Annotated in this window: 14 protein-coding genes; 11 read left to right on the top strand and 3 right to left on the bottom strand. The window is 54.7% G+C overall.

What is annotated here, in order from left to right:
* Positions 1-26: 26 nt before the first annotated feature.
* Together G0Q06_RS08055 and G0Q06_RS08050 are read left to right on the top strand one after the other, a co-directional pair.
* The gene (locus tag G0Q06_RS08055) at positions 27-1,850 is read left to right on the top strand and encodes an SLC13 family permease (protein ID WP_163964239.1); all 1,824 of its coding nucleotides are present in this window, start codon (positions 27-29) and stop codon (positions 1,848-1,850) included.
* Positions 1,851-1,856: 6 nt separating this feature from the next.
* Complete coding sequence (locus G0Q06_RS08050; protein WP_163964238.1) at positions 1,857-2,678, top strand: Fpg/Nei family DNA glycosylase; 822 nt, start codon at positions 1,857-1,859, stop codon at positions 2,676-2,678.
* A gap of 88 nt (positions 2,679-2,766) precedes the next feature.
* Here the strand turns inward: G0Q06_RS08050 and G0Q06_RS08045 are convergent, their stop codons facing one another.
* The gene (locus G0Q06_RS08045; protein WP_163964236.1) at positions 2,767-4,341 is read right to left on the bottom strand and encodes a COG1361 family protein; all 1,575 of its coding nucleotides are present in this window, start codon (positions 4,339-4,341) and stop codon (positions 2,767-2,769) included.
* A gap of 267 nt (positions 4,342-4,608) precedes the next feature.
* Between G0Q06_RS08045 and G0Q06_RS08040 the strand changes: the two genes are divergently transcribed.
* From G0Q06_RS08040 to G0Q06_RS08030, 3 genes are read left to right on the top strand one after another with little or no spacing between them, the layout of a single operon-like run.
* Entirely contained in the window at positions 4,609-7,368 is a 2,760-nt protein-coding gene (locus G0Q06_RS08040) for a tetratricopeptide repeat protein (protein WP_163964234.1), read from the top strand.
* Positions 7,358-8,002, top strand: a complete 645-nt coding sequence (locus G0Q06_RS08035; RefSeq protein ID WP_163964233.1) for a hypothetical protein — start codon at positions 7,358-7,360, stop codon at positions 8,000-8,002. Before G0Q06_RS08040 ends, G0Q06_RS08035 begins: the two co-directional genes overlap by 11 nt.
* 14 nt (positions 8,003-8,016) lie before the next feature.
* Positions 8,017-8,631 (top strand): MotA/TolQ/ExbB proton channel family protein, encoded by a 615-nt coding sequence (locus G0Q06_RS08030; protein ID WP_238710422.1) that lies wholly within the window; start codon positions 8,017-8,019, stop codon positions 8,629-8,631.
* Here the strand turns inward: G0Q06_RS08030 and G0Q06_RS08025 are convergent.
* Positions 8,566-9,243, bottom strand: a complete 678-nt coding sequence (locus G0Q06_RS08025) for a tetratricopeptide repeat protein (protein ID WP_163964230.1) — start codon at positions 9,241-9,243, stop codon at positions 8,566-8,568. The two genes, G0Q06_RS08030 and G0Q06_RS08025, sit on opposite strands and share 66 nt — an antisense overlap.
* A gap of 176 nt (positions 9,244-9,419) precedes the next feature.
* On the opposite strand from G0Q06_RS08025, the gene purD reads away from it, so the two are divergent.
* From purD to G0Q06_RS08005, 4 genes are read left to right on the top strand one after another with little or no spacing between them, the layout of a single operon-like run.
* On the top strand, positions 9,420-10,715 hold the full coding sequence (gene purD, locus G0Q06_RS08020; protein ID WP_163964227.1) for a phosphoribosylamine--glycine ligase: 1,296 nt from the start codon (positions 9,420-9,422) through the stop codon (positions 10,713-10,715).
* Between the two features lie 11 nt (positions 10,716-10,726).
* The gene (locus G0Q06_RS08015; RefSeq protein WP_163964226.1) at positions 10,727-11,020 is read left to right on the top strand and encodes a hypothetical protein; all 294 of its coding nucleotides are present in this window, start codon (positions 10,727-10,729) and stop codon (positions 11,018-11,020) included.
* Positions 11,017-11,817, top strand: a complete 801-nt coding sequence (locus tag G0Q06_RS08010; RefSeq protein ID WP_163964223.1) for a thymidylate synthase — start codon at positions 11,017-11,019, stop codon at positions 11,815-11,817. The genes G0Q06_RS08015 and G0Q06_RS08010 overlap by 4 nt, the downstream gene beginning before the upstream one ends.
* A gap of 40 nt (positions 11,818-11,857) precedes the next feature.
* Positions 11,858-12,337 carry a dihydrofolate reductase gene (locus G0Q06_RS08005; protein ID WP_163964222.1) on the top strand — a complete coding sequence of 160 codons (480 nt, stop codon included), beginning with the start codon at positions 11,858-11,860 and terminating at the stop codon, positions 12,335-12,337.
* A gap of 147 nt (positions 12,338-12,484) precedes the next feature.
* Here G0Q06_RS08005 and G0Q06_RS08000 read toward each other — a convergent pair whose 3' ends face one another.
* Positions 12,485-13,285 carry an MBL fold metallo-hydrolase gene (locus tag G0Q06_RS08000; protein ID WP_163964219.1) on the bottom strand — a complete coding sequence of 267 codons (801 nt, stop codon included), beginning with the start codon at positions 13,283-13,285 and terminating at the stop codon, positions 12,485-12,487.
* A 169-nt stretch (positions 13,286-13,454) separates the two neighbouring features.
* On the opposite strand from G0Q06_RS08000, the gene folE2 reads away from it, so the two are divergent.
* Together folE2 and msrB are read left to right on the top strand one after the other, a co-directional pair.
* On the top strand, positions 13,455-14,348 hold the full coding sequence (gene folE2 / locus G0Q06_RS07995) for a GTP cyclohydrolase FolE2 (RefSeq protein WP_338045119.1): 894 nt from the start codon (positions 13,455-13,457) through the stop codon (positions 14,346-14,348).
* Between the two features lie 155 nt (positions 14,349-14,503).
* Positions 14,504-14,947, top strand: a complete 444-nt coding sequence (gene msrB, locus G0Q06_RS07990) for a peptide-methionine (R)-S-oxide reductase MsrB (RefSeq protein ID WP_163965620.1) — start codon at positions 14,504-14,506, stop codon at positions 14,945-14,947.
* Positions 14,948-14,989 lie beyond the last annotated feature (42 nt).

Below are 14,989 nucleotides of genomic sequence, written 5' to 3'. Positions count from 1 at the left end.
GCAAATTTCAATACCCTGTTGAGAAGATGCTGGTCTCTTGGGAAATCATTTTTATCTGCCTGTTGCTCGCCGCCGCGCTTGCCAGTTTTGTCTGGGAACGGATTCCCACCGACCTGACGGCAATTCTGGTCTTTGGCGCACTGATAGTTGCTTCCTTCCTTCCCTTCAACAGGACCCTTCCCAGCCTTGAACAGCTCCTTTCAGTCTTTTCCAATCCCGCCCCACTGGCTATTGCCGCCCTTTTCATACTGAGCGCCGCGCTTGAACGCTGCGGCTTGATCGACGAGCTGGCCCGTTTTCTCGAGCATCTAACGAAACTCGGGTACCACGGGCTGCTTCTCTGCATGATCCTACTTGTGGCGCTGATTTCCGCGTTCATCAACAACACGCCAGTTGTCGTGATCTTCCTTCCGGTCATTCTGACTCTCTCCAAGAAGATCAAGACCCCTGCCTCCAAGCTGCTCATTCCCCTGAGTTATGCCTCCATCTTCGGGGGAGTTTGTACCCTTGTCGGAACCAGTACCAATATCCTGGCCAGTGGACTCCTCCAAAAAGCGGATTTCCCGCCTCTATCCATGTTTGAGCTCTCTAGGGTCGGCGTCCCCCTGATGGCCATCGGCACGCTCTATCTTCTCCTGTTTGCCAAGCAGCGCCTACCAGTTCGTGAATCCCTGACCTCGATTCTCAGCGATGAGGAAAGGAAGGAGTACTTCACTGAGGCGTTTGTCCGCGTCAACAGCCCGCTAATTGGTAATACTTTCAAGGGCAGTGACTTACAAAAAGCCAAAGGGTTGCGCCTTCTGGAAATCATCCGGAACGGGGTCGCGGTCAGCGGGAACATCTTCATGGCTGAGCTCCAGGCCGGTGATCGGCTCGTTCTGGCCTGCCGGCCCAGCGGATTTGTCCAGGCCCGTTCCGTCGCGGGGCTTAAGTTGGCTGCGGAGGAGCGGGAGGGACTGGAGACCATTTCCGCGCATGAAGGCTCTATCGTGGAAGGGGTGATCGGCCCACGTTCCACAATTGTTGGCCGCACCATCTCCGAGCTGAATTTCCGCCAACGCTTCCGTATGATCATCCTCGCGATCCATCGCCGGGGAATCAACATGCGCGACCGGATCGATTCCCTCCCCCTTGAGGAGGGCGATACCATTCTCATGATGGGCACCGATTCCGCTCGAGAGCAAATCCGCCGGGGAGATGATATCCTTCTCCTAGACATGCCTCACACGCCCTCCAAGGACTTCAGCAAAAAAGCCCCAATCGTGCTCCTGACCATGATCAGCGTGGTCGGCCTTGTCTCCTTCAACATCATGCCGATTACGGCTGCCGCCATTCTGGGAACCGCCGTTGTCCTTGCCTCCGGGGTTCTTCGCCCCAAGGAAGCCTATGCGGCTGTCGACTGGGGAATCCTCATCCTGATTTATGGAATGCTTGCCCTTGGAACCGGCATGCAGACTTCCGGCGCGTCAGGTCACATTGCCAGTGCGATTGCCAATATTCCGCACTTCGGGCTCTCCGACGGAATGCATCTTCTCCTGATCCTTGCCTGCCTTTACCTGACGACTTCCATTCTGACTGAGGTCCTCTCGAATAATGCCACAATTGTCTTGATGGTTCCGATCGCCCTTAACCTCGGAATTGCCCTCGGGGTCGACCCGAGGCCCTTCGTCATCGCGGCCTGTGTCGCCAGCTCGGCCAGCTTTTCCACACCCATCGGATACCAGACCAATACCTATGTCTATTCAGTCGGGGGATACCGCTTTGCCGACTTCCTGAAAATTGGGCTACCGCTCAATATCTGCTATTTCCTTGGGACGGTTGCGCTTGTTCCCCACTTGTGGTCCTTCTAAGGGACAATGCCTGAACTGGCCGAAGTTGAATATTACCGCAAGCGATGGAACCCCGGTTTGGACGAATCGGTCAGGAAAGTACATCTCCACCCGAAGGCCCGCGTCTTTCGTGACCTCGACCCGGCAAAGCTCAAAAAGGTGCTCATCGGGACCACATTCAAGGGCTCCCAGTCCCATGGGAAGCAACTCTGCTTCATGTTTTCCGATTCTGTCTTTCTTGGAATCCATCTCGGCATGGCTGGCCGCCTCCTGACTGCACAAACTGCGATTGTCCCCGATCGACACGAGCACCTCGTCCTTGTCATGGAGTCCGTCGCCCTTGTCTTTTCCGATTACCGCATGTTTGGAAAAGTCCTCCTCCACGAGGGACAGACAGGCCCCGGGAAGGGAGAGAAATCCCTTCCAGAGTGGTGGAGCCAGCTGCCTCCGCAGCCTCAGGAAGCCGCATTTGACCAGACTCGCTACCGTTCCATTCTCGTCCGCCATCCGCGAAGACCCCTGAAGGCACTTCTTTTGGATCAATCGGGTTTCCCCGGCATTGGCAACTGGATGGCCGATGAAATTCTCTGGCGGGCACGGATTCATCCGGCCAGCACTGCAAATCACCTGTCCCCATACAAGAAGCGACGGCTCTTTGAGGAAATTAAACAGGTCTGTGAAGATGCCCTTCGTGTCATAGGGTCAGATTGGGGTGATCCTCCAGACCAGTGGCTCTTTAACCATCGGTGGAAGCGCGGGGGGACCTGTCCGGCCTCCGGCAAGCCGCTCGTGCATGAGACGATTGGCGGGCGCACCACCTGCTTCTGCCCGGCTATCCAGAAGAAATAGGGCCGTTTTTCGGAACGGAAATTTGGATAAAAAAAAGCCCCGGCTCCGCAAAAGCAGAACCGGGGCTGAAATCAATAATCAGACTCGATTAGTACTGATTGGTCGCTTCAGTTTCACGAACCGGACGACCCATCTGATCGCTTTCCAGTTGGACCGAGAAACGAATGTCCCCTTCGGAAAGGGCCTTGACGACAACCTGCCAGGTGGCGTTGGCGCCCGGTGCAATTGAAGGCACCGCATTCATCACGATGGTCTGGCCAGAAGCGCGAGCACTGGTTGTACCACTTGAAGTGACATAGGATTGTTCGTCTTCAAGCTGGGCTGTCACGCGGACGTTAGTGGCCGGGGCCGAGCCCTGATTGGTAACGACAATCTGGTAAGTCTGGTTGGATCCAACTTCGATCGGGTCTTCAAGGTCGATAACCTCAAGAAGGATAGCCGGAATACCGGTGACTTCCGTTCTGCAGACCGTGGAAGCAACTGGTGCGCAATTTCCTTGTACGGATCCAGAGAAGGATACCATGCCAGCCTGCTTGCCAGTGAATGTGGCACAAACTTCCGTGACACCTTCAGCCGCGATTGAACCGAGGTTCCAGACAACGGCATTGCCCGAGAGGTTTCCACCGCCAGTAGCACCTTGGAAGGTTGCTCCTGCAGGTACCGGAACGGTCAGCACGGTATTGGAGGAAGTTGCATTACCTGTATTCTTAACCTGGTAGCATACGGAAATCGGGCGACCGATAAAGCGTTCGCTCGGTGCTTCGCAGGAAACCATAAGGCTTGGAGCGCTGACAACAACAGAGCCCATGTCCTCAGCGGAGATGCCTTGAGCCGAGTTGGCAACAGGGCTGGCTTCATAGCGGCCCGTGCTGGATGCCTTGAGATCCAGATCAAATGCTTTTGATTCACCTGGATTGAGATCGCCGGCGTTCAAGCTGATGCGGGTCTGGCCGTCAGCGGTGGCAAGACCGCTTGGGAGCGCGTCTGTCACAACAACATTGGTCAGGCGGCTGCTGCCCGAATTACGGACAGTGATGCGAGCCGGGATTGGATCACAAACTGTGACGGCCGGAACGAGATCAAGAACCAGTTCGAGGTCAGCACGAACGACCTTGATGGTCTCGCAGTAACTCGGAACGAAGGTGACGGCTGAGCAAGTTGTCGCATAGCCTTCTTCAGGAGAGCTCGCCTTGAGGATCACGTTACGTGTTCCACCGGGAGCAATTTCCCCGAGCATCCAAGTGGCGGTATCGCCATCGACTGCGTCAGCCGCAGGGGCTGCATCGCTGAGGCGGAAGTTGCTGCCGACAACATCGGTCAGGACAACATCCTTGAGGGTCACGTCGGAAAGGTTACGCAAAGTGTAGGACACTTGATAAGGAGCCCCAACCATGACTTCCGAAGGAACAACCTTTTCCAGAAGCAATGAGCTCGAGGAAAGGATTCCCGTAGGATAAGCAACCGCACCCTTGGTGTAGTTGACTCCATTCCGGTCAAAAGTTGTGTAAGCTGGGCCATATCCCGATTTGGCAACGGTCTTTTTGGCCGGAGCTGGTTCGGCAGGCTTTGTAGACTTGGAGCTCTGCTGGGTTGCGCAACCCGTCAGAACCACGGCGGAGGCCAATGAAGCGGCTGCCAGTAGTTTTAATAGTTTAGATTTCATAACTCGTTAGTTCTTTGGATGATGGATGATTAAAAAAAATACCTAAGGAGAAAACCTGCTCCAAAAGACACGACTTCCCACCTTATTTATCGGGCTGAGTACACAAATATACTGATAAACTGCAATCAAATAAAAAATCTGACCCCAAAAAGACCCTAGAACCACATAATTCTGATACGCTAATTCCGGCAGCTTGGCCAGCTAATTTTGGCTGTTTTCGGGAGTTGTAGGGGCATATCGGCCCCAAAAAACTGGGTAAATCTGATCATGACTGCCCGGAAACAGATTATCCTTTTGATTCTTGCTCTTGGCCCGGGAATCACTGCGGAGGGCATATCGCCAATCAGGGACCAATGGCAACTGGCCTGCAAGGACCTCGCGGCCGGGCGGGCTGCCGAAGCCCTCCACCATTTCCAGGAATTCAATGACTGGTATGGAGAGGAGCCAGAGGTGAAGGATCCTGAATTCCACGAGGGGTGGATCCGCCTCTGGGGACTGGCTGCCCTCCAGTCAGGCTCTTTGGAGGAGGCTGCCACGTTGCTGGAGCGCTGGTTTTCAGAAAATCCTCAAAACAAGGCATACCGCGCTTTCCTGCGCTTCCAGCTAGTGGGGATCTATCAGTCATTGGGCCTTTCTTCACAGGTTTCCCGCCACCGGGACAAGTTTCTGCAAGAGCATCAGGACTTGCCTGAGTGCGCCCTGATCCGCTGGGGATGGGCTGATGAAGCCATTCGCGCCGAGGATTATCCGTTAGCCATTCGCCAATTAAGGGCCGTGATCAATACTGTGGGCCTCTCCAAATCAGGCCAATCACTCGCGGAAGCTGCGCTGGCCCTTGTTGAAATGTCTCGAGGATCGGACGAGTCGGCGATGGACCTTCTCTCTGGGCCCGGCCTCGAGGAAAACCAACTTGTTGGATTCTGGAAGGCTCTTGCCGCTCCAACGCTCGCGCAGAAACTGATGGCGACATCACAACCGGCGAAAGCGCTAAAAGCTTCCTCATGGTTTGATTCCCCGGAAAGGATGGTCAGCCGACTGGATGACTTTGGGCGGAAGTTCAGGACAAAATCGGCGGCCTTGAAGCCGGCGGCCATTCGGCAGAATATCTGGAACAAGCATTGGGAAACCCAGCTTGACCGCCTCCGATGGTCGCTTGACCAGCAGGCGGAGGACCTGACCCTCATGGCATCGCTCTATGCACTCCGGTTGAGGGTCCTGCTGGAAGCAAATCAACCCGCGCTGGCAAGCACTCTGGGCAGGGCCATCCTTGAAAGCCCCGAAATCTCCACCCGGATGCTCAGGGCAGCCAGCTTTAAAGCCATTATTGAGTCCAGTATCGCCTTGAAGGACTGGAAACAGGCGGAAGCCTTTGCCAACCGCTTCAGGGAGAATTATCCAGACGATCCAGCCCTGCCGGAAATTTTGTTCCTCAACGCCCGCACGGCTGCCTCGCGCAAGGAATGGGCCCGGGCAATCAGCCAGATGGAACAACTTTTCATGGCATTTCCCACTCATGCATCCGGATACTCCTGGAAAATGCTCTACGCAGACTGGCTCCTGCAGTCTGGTAATCCAGGTGGCGCATTGAGAACCTATTCCACAATAGCGGATGGATGTCCTCCCGCGTGGCGGGCATTTGTGACATTTCATCAGGGCCGCTGTCAGGAGGCCCTCAGCCAATGGGATAAAGCAACCGGGCTTTACAAATCCGTGAAGGCCAATGAGCACGCACCGGCCAACCTTCGTGAGTTTGCGTTGACCAGCTTGCTGAAATTGTTCCTCAAGCGAATGAGTCCCGAAGCGTTCACAAATGCCCTGATGGAATATCGAAGCCAATGGAAAGACGGGATGAACCACCTCATGGTGGAAAATTTGGCGGGCATGTTTTTCCAGCGATCCGGCAACCTCACCCTTGCTACAAGCACTTACAAGGCCGTTGCTTCAGGGTCGGGTTCCGAGGCGAATTTTGCCAAGGAACAACTTTCACTGCTCTATAGGGATACCGGTGACATCGACTTGCTGCGCAAGCATGCCCTTGAGTGGATTGAATCAGACTTGCTTGCGGAATCGAAAATCTCGGAAACCCCGCTTATCGACTGCGGAATCTATCAGGAAAAAACAAGGACCCCCGCCCTTCCCGAAAGCCTGCTCCAATCGCTTCGGGAGAGCCTTGAGGCTCGCACCCGTTCCATTCCTGTCGGTCCCTGTCTTGATCTCATCTCCCAGCTCTGGGATCAATACCGACAAGGCATTCCCTCCAGTCCGGATATGCCAACACAATGGATTGAGTCGATGGTGCACGACTTCAGATCCCATGATAACTGGTCCGGCTATGCAGCCTTCCAACTCTATCTGGCCCAGCGGCTTGAGGAGGAAGGCCGGTTGGATTCGGCCGATACCCGAAGGATCGAGGTGCTTCAAGCTGCCGGGAAACTCAGACTGGGCGAAAACGCTGACTTCATCCTTTCCCAAATCGCGCATAAGTACGACTTTCCTGAAGCAGAGGAGCGCCTTGAGATGTTCCTCTCCAACTATCCCGAGTCCCCTCATCAACCGCAGGCAATTCTCTGCTCAGCACTTCGCAAACGACGGGCCGGGCAAACCGCCAAGGCCCTCAGTCTTGCCGGTTCCATTGTCAGGCTTTGGCCAGATGCGAAGATCTTTATTGAAGCAGCCCTGCTCTTTTCCCGGTGGTCTCTTGAGGACAGGCAGGTTGATCAGGCCTTGGCGGTGATTGACACGGTCCTCAACAAGCCGGGACTTTCCCCGGTATCAACTGCTGAAGCACTTTTCATCCGGGCGGAGGGGGATTTTCATGCGGGCAACACCAGCAGGGGATTCCTCAACTGCCTGCGAATATTGACCCTGTATCCAGATATTCATGACAAAGCAGACTGTACCATCAACCTTCTTGGGCGGCATCTGGCTCTCCTTCCCGAAGGCGATGAGCGGCGAAAAATTGAATCAAAACTATGCCAAAGCCTTCAACCTCAACAATTGGAGAGACTGCAACTCAATGAAGTTTGATCCCACTCCAAAACTCCTGGTTTCATTATTGATCCTCGTCCAACCCGTCCTGAGTGGAATGGAAATCCGTGGGCAAACTGTCAACGGGGTGCAATTTGCGGGAAACTTCACCAGCCTGCGTTCCGGAGTGCTGTATCTGTCATCTGAAAAAAGGGAAGAAACAGACTCTCTTGGAATCCCGGTAGACATCCTTGAATCCGCATCGATTGAAATCCGGAAGCCCTACGGCCCCAACCTGTCCAAGCGTTTGGAAACCCTCGCACCCCTGCTCCCGCATTTGGGGATGAAGACAATTTCAATCCTGCTCGAATGGATCCGACACTTGGGAGGTACCGGTGACTGGACGGGGGTTTACCTCTGGTCAGGGCGAGTGAGGCAAACAGCCCCGGATCCTGGATTCCAGCTGGAGGCAGCGCTCCTTGAAGCCCAGTCACTTCTGAAAATGGGCATGTATCGGGAATTGGGGCTTAAGCTCGTTCCTCTGAACTCATCCGTCCAACCCATCGATGCCTCTCCGCTGCTTTGCCTCCTCAATGCAGCATTCTGGGAATGGTCTGGTGACACTGATAAATCATGCTTTTGGAAGCAATTGCCGGAATTGCAAATTCCCTCGCGCGACATCCGCCAAAACTGATCCGGAGCAAAATTATGCCACTCGCTCAAATCACTCTCTTTGAACTGCTCCAGCAGGGCGGCTGGGCCATGTATCCATTGGGCTGCCTTTCCATGACCCTCTTTGCACTCATTCTGTTTTCATGGATGCAAACATCCCGTGGCCACTTCGGGTTGCGGCCTTCTCGCTGGACGGATCGTCCCCTGACCCGTCAACTCGAGGACAAATTGGGCCCGCTTCAAACAAAATCCGGGACGGCTCGGCAGCGCGAAAAAACGGAGGATTTCTTAAACGGCATTGAAGGCAATACGCTCCGCTGGATTCAATACATGAATGTCATCGCGACAATTGCCCCCATGGTTGGGCTCTTGGGAACGGTCAGTGGCATGATCGGCGCATTTCAGACCATTGCCACCGGAGGCATGGGAAAACCCGAACTCCTCGCAGGGGATATTGGCGAGGCCCTTATTACAACCGCGACCGGGCTGACAATTGGGATTCCTGCGATGATATTCTACTTCATGCTTCGCAACCGCCTGGATGCGAGACTTGAAGAATTCGAGGAATGGCTTGAGGAAACGTCCTCAGGAAGCGGCATCGAGAGCAAGCCGGTCCCGCAGGGAATTGGCCCGGAAAATCCAAAACGGTGAGTTCAACTCGAGAATAATATCCGTAATTTCCGTCACGCGTTCAGTGTCCCCGGCCTCCCAGTAGGTCACAGCAAGATTATAAGCTGCTTCCCCACGTGTCTGGTCAAGCGCTGTGGTATCGAGGGCCACCGCCTCCAAAAGGGCGCGACCGGATTCGAGAGAGCCACCCATGAGCAGACTCATGCCTTGTCCGAGCAGTGCGCGTGAAGCCATTGTTGGATCCTCAAATCCCTTGGCTGCTTCGGCATATGCATCCGCCGCCTCGCCATAGGCCTGTTCCTCGTAACGGCTGTCCGCAACCTGAAGCTGGGCAAGGGCCGCCAACTGGTGGTCAGGATACTCCCCGGCAAAAGCGACCTTCTCCTCAACGGAGCTGCTTGCGGCAAATGCTTCCTGAATCGAAGCTTCCTTCTTTTCACCAAAGTATTGAAACAGCTGGATTCCAACGACAATCAAAGCGCCAATGGCGATGCCACCGAAAATTCCCGTCCCGTTGTTTTTCCAGAAATCATTGAAGCGTTCCTCCATATCCGCATCGGGCGGGAGATCGCTGTCTGGATTCAAACCCTGGGGAGGGAGAGGTTTATTGGGTTCCTTCTTTTCCTTGCTCATGGTAATTCGTTAAATTTGAAGTGTTTGGAGAAGAAGACGCTTCGCTGGAAAAGGTCAAACGGATTTCAGCCCCAGCGGGAAATGTGGGTTGCACCCATGCGTCTGAACCGTTTGCGTCATCTCAAAGTCACTTTTAGTCGACTCCAACCGACAACTTTTCGAATTTTCCCCGAAATATGAAAGCATCCCTCAAGGTATTGATTATCGGCTCAGGCGGACGTGAACATGCGCTTTTAAAGGCCTGCAAGGCCAGCCCGCTTGTGGAAAGCGTGGTCGCGGCTCCAGGAAACGGCGGTATGGAAGCGGAAGCCCCCTGCCATCCACTCGATGTGGAGGATATCGAAGCAACCGTGAAGCTCGCGACCGAGCTGGGAATTAATTTTGCCATCGTCGGCCCGGAAGTCCCTCTGGCGCTCGGGGCCGCGGATTCGCTTCGTGCGGCGGGCATTGATACCTACGGGCCCGGACGCGACGGGGCCGTGCTTGAATCAAGCAAGGCTGCCTGCAAGGCGTTTTTCAAGCGCTACGACATTCCGACTGCCGCTTGGGATACTTTCTCGGAAGTTGAGCCTGCGCTGGAGTACGCCCGCTCATGCCAGTTGCCACTGGTCGTCAAGGCGAGCGGCCTTGCGGCGGGAAAGGGCGTCATCATCTGTGAAACCGCTTCCGAGGCGGAAGAGGCCATCCGCGGAATGCTTGAAGGCAAGCAGTTTGGCGAAAGTGGCGAGGAAATCGTCATTGAAGAATTCCTGACAGGCCAGGAAGCCTCGATCATGGTCATGGTGTCCGGCAACAAGTATGTCTGCCTGCCACCAAGCCAGGATCATAAGCGGATTGGGGAAGGTGACACAGGGCCCAACACCGGAGGAATGGGCGCATATGCCCCGGCGGTGGTGGTCACGGATACCGTGATGGAGACGGTTGCGAAGGATATTATCAAGCCCACCCTGGGAGGCTTTGAGAAAGAAGGGATTGATTTTCGCGGAACCCTCTTCGTTGGCCTGATGATCAATGATGAAGGCATCCCCAAGGTGCTGGAATACAATGTCCGCTTTGGGGACCCCGAATGCCAGGTCCTTCTCCCACTTTGTGAAACGGACCCGGTTGAGCTAATGCTCGATTGTGCCCGCGGGACGCTTGAACCGCAGGATGTGAAGATCCGGAAGGATTATGCGATGAATGTTGTCCTCTCGGCCAAGGGTTATCCCGGCTCATACGCGAAAGGAGATATCATCCAGCTTCCGGATGAGCTTCCTGACAATGTCCACATCATCCATGCCGGGACCCGGATTGATGAAAGCGGCAACCTTGTCAGCAGCGGGGGGCGGGTGCTCGGCGTTGTCTCGATGGCTTCTTCCCTCGAGGCTGCCGCGAGGGATGCCTACGCGGTCTGCGATGCAGTAAAATGGGAAAACAAGAATTTCAGGCGGGACATCGGCCATCGCCAGTTGAAATCTCCGGCGGAATCCTGAAGGATATAATTATGAAAAGTGCTTACGAATTGGCCATGGAACGGCTCGAAAAGGATGATCCCGAGGGAGCGGTCACGCTCAGCGAGGAACAGAAAGAGGCTCTTGGCGACATTGATACCAAATTCAAGGCGAAGATTGCCGAACGGGAGGTCTTTCTAGAAAAGCAGTTGTTGGAAGCCCGCCAATCCGGTGATCCTGACGCAATCGAGCAGATCCGGACACAATTAAGGAATGAACGCCTTCGCCTCGAGGAAGAGCGGGAATCAGCCAAGGAAAAAGTCCGCAAGGCAGGATCTGGAGAATGAAGGCTTATCTCGATTTACTTGAACATGTGCTGAAGAACGGCGTGGAACGGGATGACCGGACAGGCGTTGGGACACTCTCCTGCTTCGGCGCGCAGACGCGCTTTGACCTGCGTGAGGGATTTCCATTGGTCACGACCAAAAAGCTCTACCTGCGGGCCATTATCCACGAGTTGCTCTGGTTTCTCAAAGGCGATACCAATACGCGTTATCTCAACGAGAACAGGGTCACCATCTGGGACGAATGGGCTGATGAAAACGGTGATCTCGGACGCGTCTATGGCGCCCAATGGACCCAATGGCGCAAGCCTGACGGGGAATCCATTAATCAGATTGATCAGGTAATTGAGTCCATCCGGACAAATCCCGCCAGCCGGCGCCACATTGTCTCCGCCTGGAATCCGGGTGAGCTGGACCAGATGGCCCTGCCCCCCTGCCATGCTTTCTTCCAGTTTTATGTGAATGAAAAGGAAGGCACTTTGTCCTGTCAGCTCTACCAGCGCAGTGCGGATTTGTTTCTCGGCGTTCCCTTCAATATCGCCTCATACGCGCTTCTCACGATGATGATGGCCCAGATATGCGAGCTCAAGCCGGGGGAATTTGTCCACACCTTCGGGGACCTGCACATTTATAAGAACCATCTTGAGCAGGTTAAGCTCCAGCTTTCTCGCGAACCGCGCCCGCTCCCGACCATGCACCTGAATCCCGAGCGGAAGAAGATTACCGACTTCATCTACGAGGATTTTGAGCTCCGCGATTACGATCCACATCCGGGAATCAAAGCCCCGATCGCCGTTTAACCCAACCAATGAGTCGGTCTTTCAAGCCCGGTTACATACTATGAAATCCCATCCCTGGAAAGCCATCGCGGCCATGTCTGAAAACCGTGTCATCGGAAATCGCGGACAGATCCCATGGCACCTCCCGGAAGATTTCAAGTGGGTCAAAGCCTGCACGGAGGGACAGGTCATTGCCATGGGGCGGAAAACCTTCGAGTCGATGGGTCGGCCCCTTCCCAAGCGCGAAAACATTGTCATTTCACGCTCCGCGGAGGAAATCCCAGGCTGCACCGTCCTGCCGTCGCTGGACGCTCTTGAGGCATACACAACCGACCGCGAAATCTGGATCTTTGGCGGGGCGCAGATCTACGCCCAGGCATTTGACCGGATCGGTGAGCTTTACCTGACAATCGTCAAGGGCTCCTTCGAGGGAGACACTTTTTTCCCGCCCTTTGAGGACCAGTTTGATCTCGCTGAAACTGTCCGGGAGGAGCCCGCTTTCAAGATCCTCAAATACGTGCACAAGGCCAACGGAAAGTGACTGCGAATCGGGCGATTTAACTACGGATTACACTAATTTTTAAACTGCGGAATATAAGAAACAATCGAAAATTCTTCCGTGTTTTCTGTATCTTCTGTAGTAAAAACCAATTCGAGTGATTCGAGCGATTCGTAGTTAAGACCGGACCTACAGCGCGGCCAGGTCGATTTCCGGGAAGATCAGTTGATTGGGATCGAGGCATTCAACCGGCCATGGGCAGCCGCCATTTCCCATCACCTGGTGCACCTTCTCGGGATGGTTGCAATCCTTGCTCAGGTGAGCCAGCAGGACACGCTGCCACTTGGGCTGCTTGACCGATTCGAGGAAGGCGCGGGCAGCCGCGTTGGAGAGGTGTCCGTGGCGACCAGTGATCCGCTGTTTCACAGAATGGGGGCGCTTGACATCCTGCTCGAGAAGATCCGGGTCATGATTGGCTTCCAGTACGAGCAATTGCACGTCACGGACAAGCTCCGCCAGATTGGCGGGCGCATGGCCCAGGTCCGTTATCCAGGCGATGCTTCCGGGAGGCTCAAACAGATCGCCACCGCCGGTTCGGAATACATAACCCACCGGCTCCATCGCGTCGTGCGGTAGAAGCATTGTTTGAACGGCTATATCCTTGAATTGAAAAGGGGTCCCTGTCTCGAAAATTTTCCATGACAGATCCTGATTCAGTTTTCTCTGGGCCACCTGTGCCGTGCCATAATTCGCGAAAAACTTGAGATGCTGATGACGCGCCAGTCCGCGGAGACCGGCCGTGTGGTCACTATGCTCATGGGTCAGGAAGACCGCATCCACGGTCTCAATCGGTTTCCCGATAGCATTCAAGAGGGCCACTAAACGCCGTCCACTGAAGCCAGCGTCCAGTAAAATCCGCGTCTGCCGTGTCTCGATCAAGGCACAATTGCCTGAACTACTGGTACCAAGAATCTGGAAGCGAAACCCCATGCCTCATACTCCAGCCCAGTCCATGCCGCTGTCACGCATTTTCTCCAAAATCTATTTCCAACAAGTTGCCTCTCCCCGAAATTAGTGTCATACTGACCCCTCATCACGACAAAAGAAGCCTTGATGCGAGTGAATCCGGACCCTACGGTCCACAATTCCTTTGAAATCCGTGACTACTGAATACAGACAATCCCTGCCCGATACACAAAACCGTGATGCCGCCGAGATCCTCGGGGCAAACGTCCCGATTCTGCAGGTCGGCATATCCAATTTCCGCCTGCCGCTACGCGTTATGTCAGCCAAGGGAGACCCGATCAGCCTGGAAGTCTCGGTAACTGGAACCGTTTCCCTCGGCGCGGACAAGAAGGGCATCAACATGTCCCGGATCATGCGGATTTTCTATGAGTTCAAGGACCGGGTTTTCACACCCGAGCTGCTTGAGGAGATCCTGATTGCCTACAAGGAGAAGATTGGCTCAAGCCGGGCCCGGCTGAAGCTGGGCTTCAGCTATCCGATCATCAAGAAGAGCCTCCGCAGCGACATGGAAGGCTACCAATATTACGAAGTGGCGTATGAAGGCATCCTCGATGATCTCGGGCGCTTCCGCAAACAGATCCATTTTGATTTTGTCTACAGTTCGGCCTGTCCCTGTGCCTCCGACCTCTCGGAGCATGCGCGGGAGACCCGCGGCCAGTATGCAATTGCCCATTCCCAGCGCAGCAAGGCACGCGTCAGTATCGAGGTGCGCCCCGGCAAAACGGTCAACATTGAGGATTTGCAGGCGATCTGCGACAAGGCCTTGCTGACCGAGACACAGGTCATGGTCCGCCGCGAAGATGAGCAGGCATTTGCCGAGCTCAATGGTGACCAGACCAAGTTTGTCGAGGATGCTGCCCGCTTGCTGTATGAAGCCATCGATTCGGATCCGCGCATTTCCGACTTCCAGGTTGCCTGCGCGCACTTGGAATCCCTGCACAGCCACGACGCAGTCGCGGTGATCAACAAGGGGGTCGATCACGGCTTTCCGGGTCATATCGATGATTTTCGCAGCCTGATTTGTTAATCCGAAATAATTCGGGAACAAATCCTCTATCCAGATCTCCGACTGGTATGAAACGGAATAACCCACTGGGAAAAAGTCTGATCCCCGGCCTCATTCTTCTGACGGCCATCCTCTACCCGCTTTTTCTCTTCTCAAACACCGCACACGATAAACCGATGGAAGAAAAACCAAGCGCACCTGAAGAAGTATCTGCTCCGGAAAAGCTGGAAGAGTCCGACTGGAAGGAACGGTTGACTCCCGAGCAATATCGAATCCTTCGACAAGCCGGGACGGAACGTCCGAATGGCGATGTCTATCATCAATTCAAGGACCAGGGTGCCGGAAAATATTTTTGTGCCGGATGCGGAACGATGCTCTTCTCATCAGAGCACAAGTTTGACTCGCGTTGTGGCTGGCCCTCCTTCTGGGACCCCGCCGCTATCGATAGCATCGAAACCCGCACCGACATGAGCCTCGGCATGAAGCGCGTGGAAGTGGTCTGTGCCAACTGTAAGGGACACCTCGGGCACCTTTTTGAAGGCGAAGGCTTCGACACCCCAACCGATCAACGTTTCTGCATCAACGGGACCGTGCTGACATTTGTGCCGGACGAGAAATAACGCCTTGGAGTGCGTCGACATGACGCCGCACTTCAAGTTACT

The organism is Oceanipulchritudo coccoides, from assembly GCF_010500615.1.
Taxonomy (GTDB): Bacteria; Verrucomicrobiota; Verrucomicrobiia; order Opitutales; family Oceanipulchritudinaceae; genus Oceanipulchritudo; species Oceanipulchritudo coccoides.
This window is presented reverse-complemented; position numbering and strand designations above follow the sequence as displayed.

Coding starts and splice junctions, on each gene's coding strand:
- purD (WP_163964227.1), top strand. CDS start 9,420: ATGAAAGCATCCCTCAAGGTATTGATTATCGGCTCAGGCGGACGTGAA.
- G0Q06_RS08040 (WP_163964234.1), top strand. CDS start 4,609: ATGACTGCCCGGAAACAGATTATCCTTTTGATTCTTGCTCTTGGCCCG.
- G0Q06_RS08035 (WP_163964233.1), top strand. CDS start 7,358: ATGAAGTTTGATCCCACTCCAAAACTCCTGGTTTCATTATTGATCCTC.
- msrB (WP_163965620.1), top strand. CDS start 14,504: ATGGAAGAAAAACCAAGCGCACCTGAAGAAGTATCTGCTCCGGAAAAG.
- G0Q06_RS08000 (WP_163964219.1), bottom strand. CDS start 13,285: ATGGGGTTTCGCTTCCAGATTCTTGGTACCAGTAGTTCAGGCAATTGT.
- G0Q06_RS08010 (WP_163964223.1), top strand. CDS start 11,017: ATGAAGGCTTATCTCGATTTACTTGAACATGTGCTGAAGAACGGCGTG.
- G0Q06_RS08055 (WP_163964239.1), top strand. CDS start 27: ATGCTGGTCTCTTGGGAAATCATTTTTATCTGCCTGTTGCTCGCCGCC.
- G0Q06_RS08025 (WP_163964230.1), bottom strand. CDS start 9,243: ATGAGCAAGGAAAAGAAGGAACCCAATAAACCTCTCCCTCCCCAGGGT.
- G0Q06_RS08045 (WP_163964236.1), bottom strand. CDS start 4,341: ATGAAATCTAAACTATTAAAACTACTGGCAGCCGCTTCATTGGCCTCC.
- G0Q06_RS08005 (WP_163964222.1), top strand. CDS start 11,858: ATGAAATCCCATCCCTGGAAAGCCATCGCGGCCATGTCTGAAAACCGT.
- G0Q06_RS08015 (WP_163964226.1), top strand. CDS start 10,727: ATGAAAAGTGCTTACGAATTGGCCATGGAACGGCTCGAAAAGGATGAT.
- G0Q06_RS08050 (WP_163964238.1), top strand. CDS start 1,857: ATGCCTGAACTGGCCGAAGTTGAATATTACCGCAAGCGATGGAACCCC.
- G0Q06_RS08030 (WP_238710422.1), top strand. CDS start 8,017: ATGCCACTCGCTCAAATCACTCTCTTTGAACTGCTCCAGCAGGGCGGC.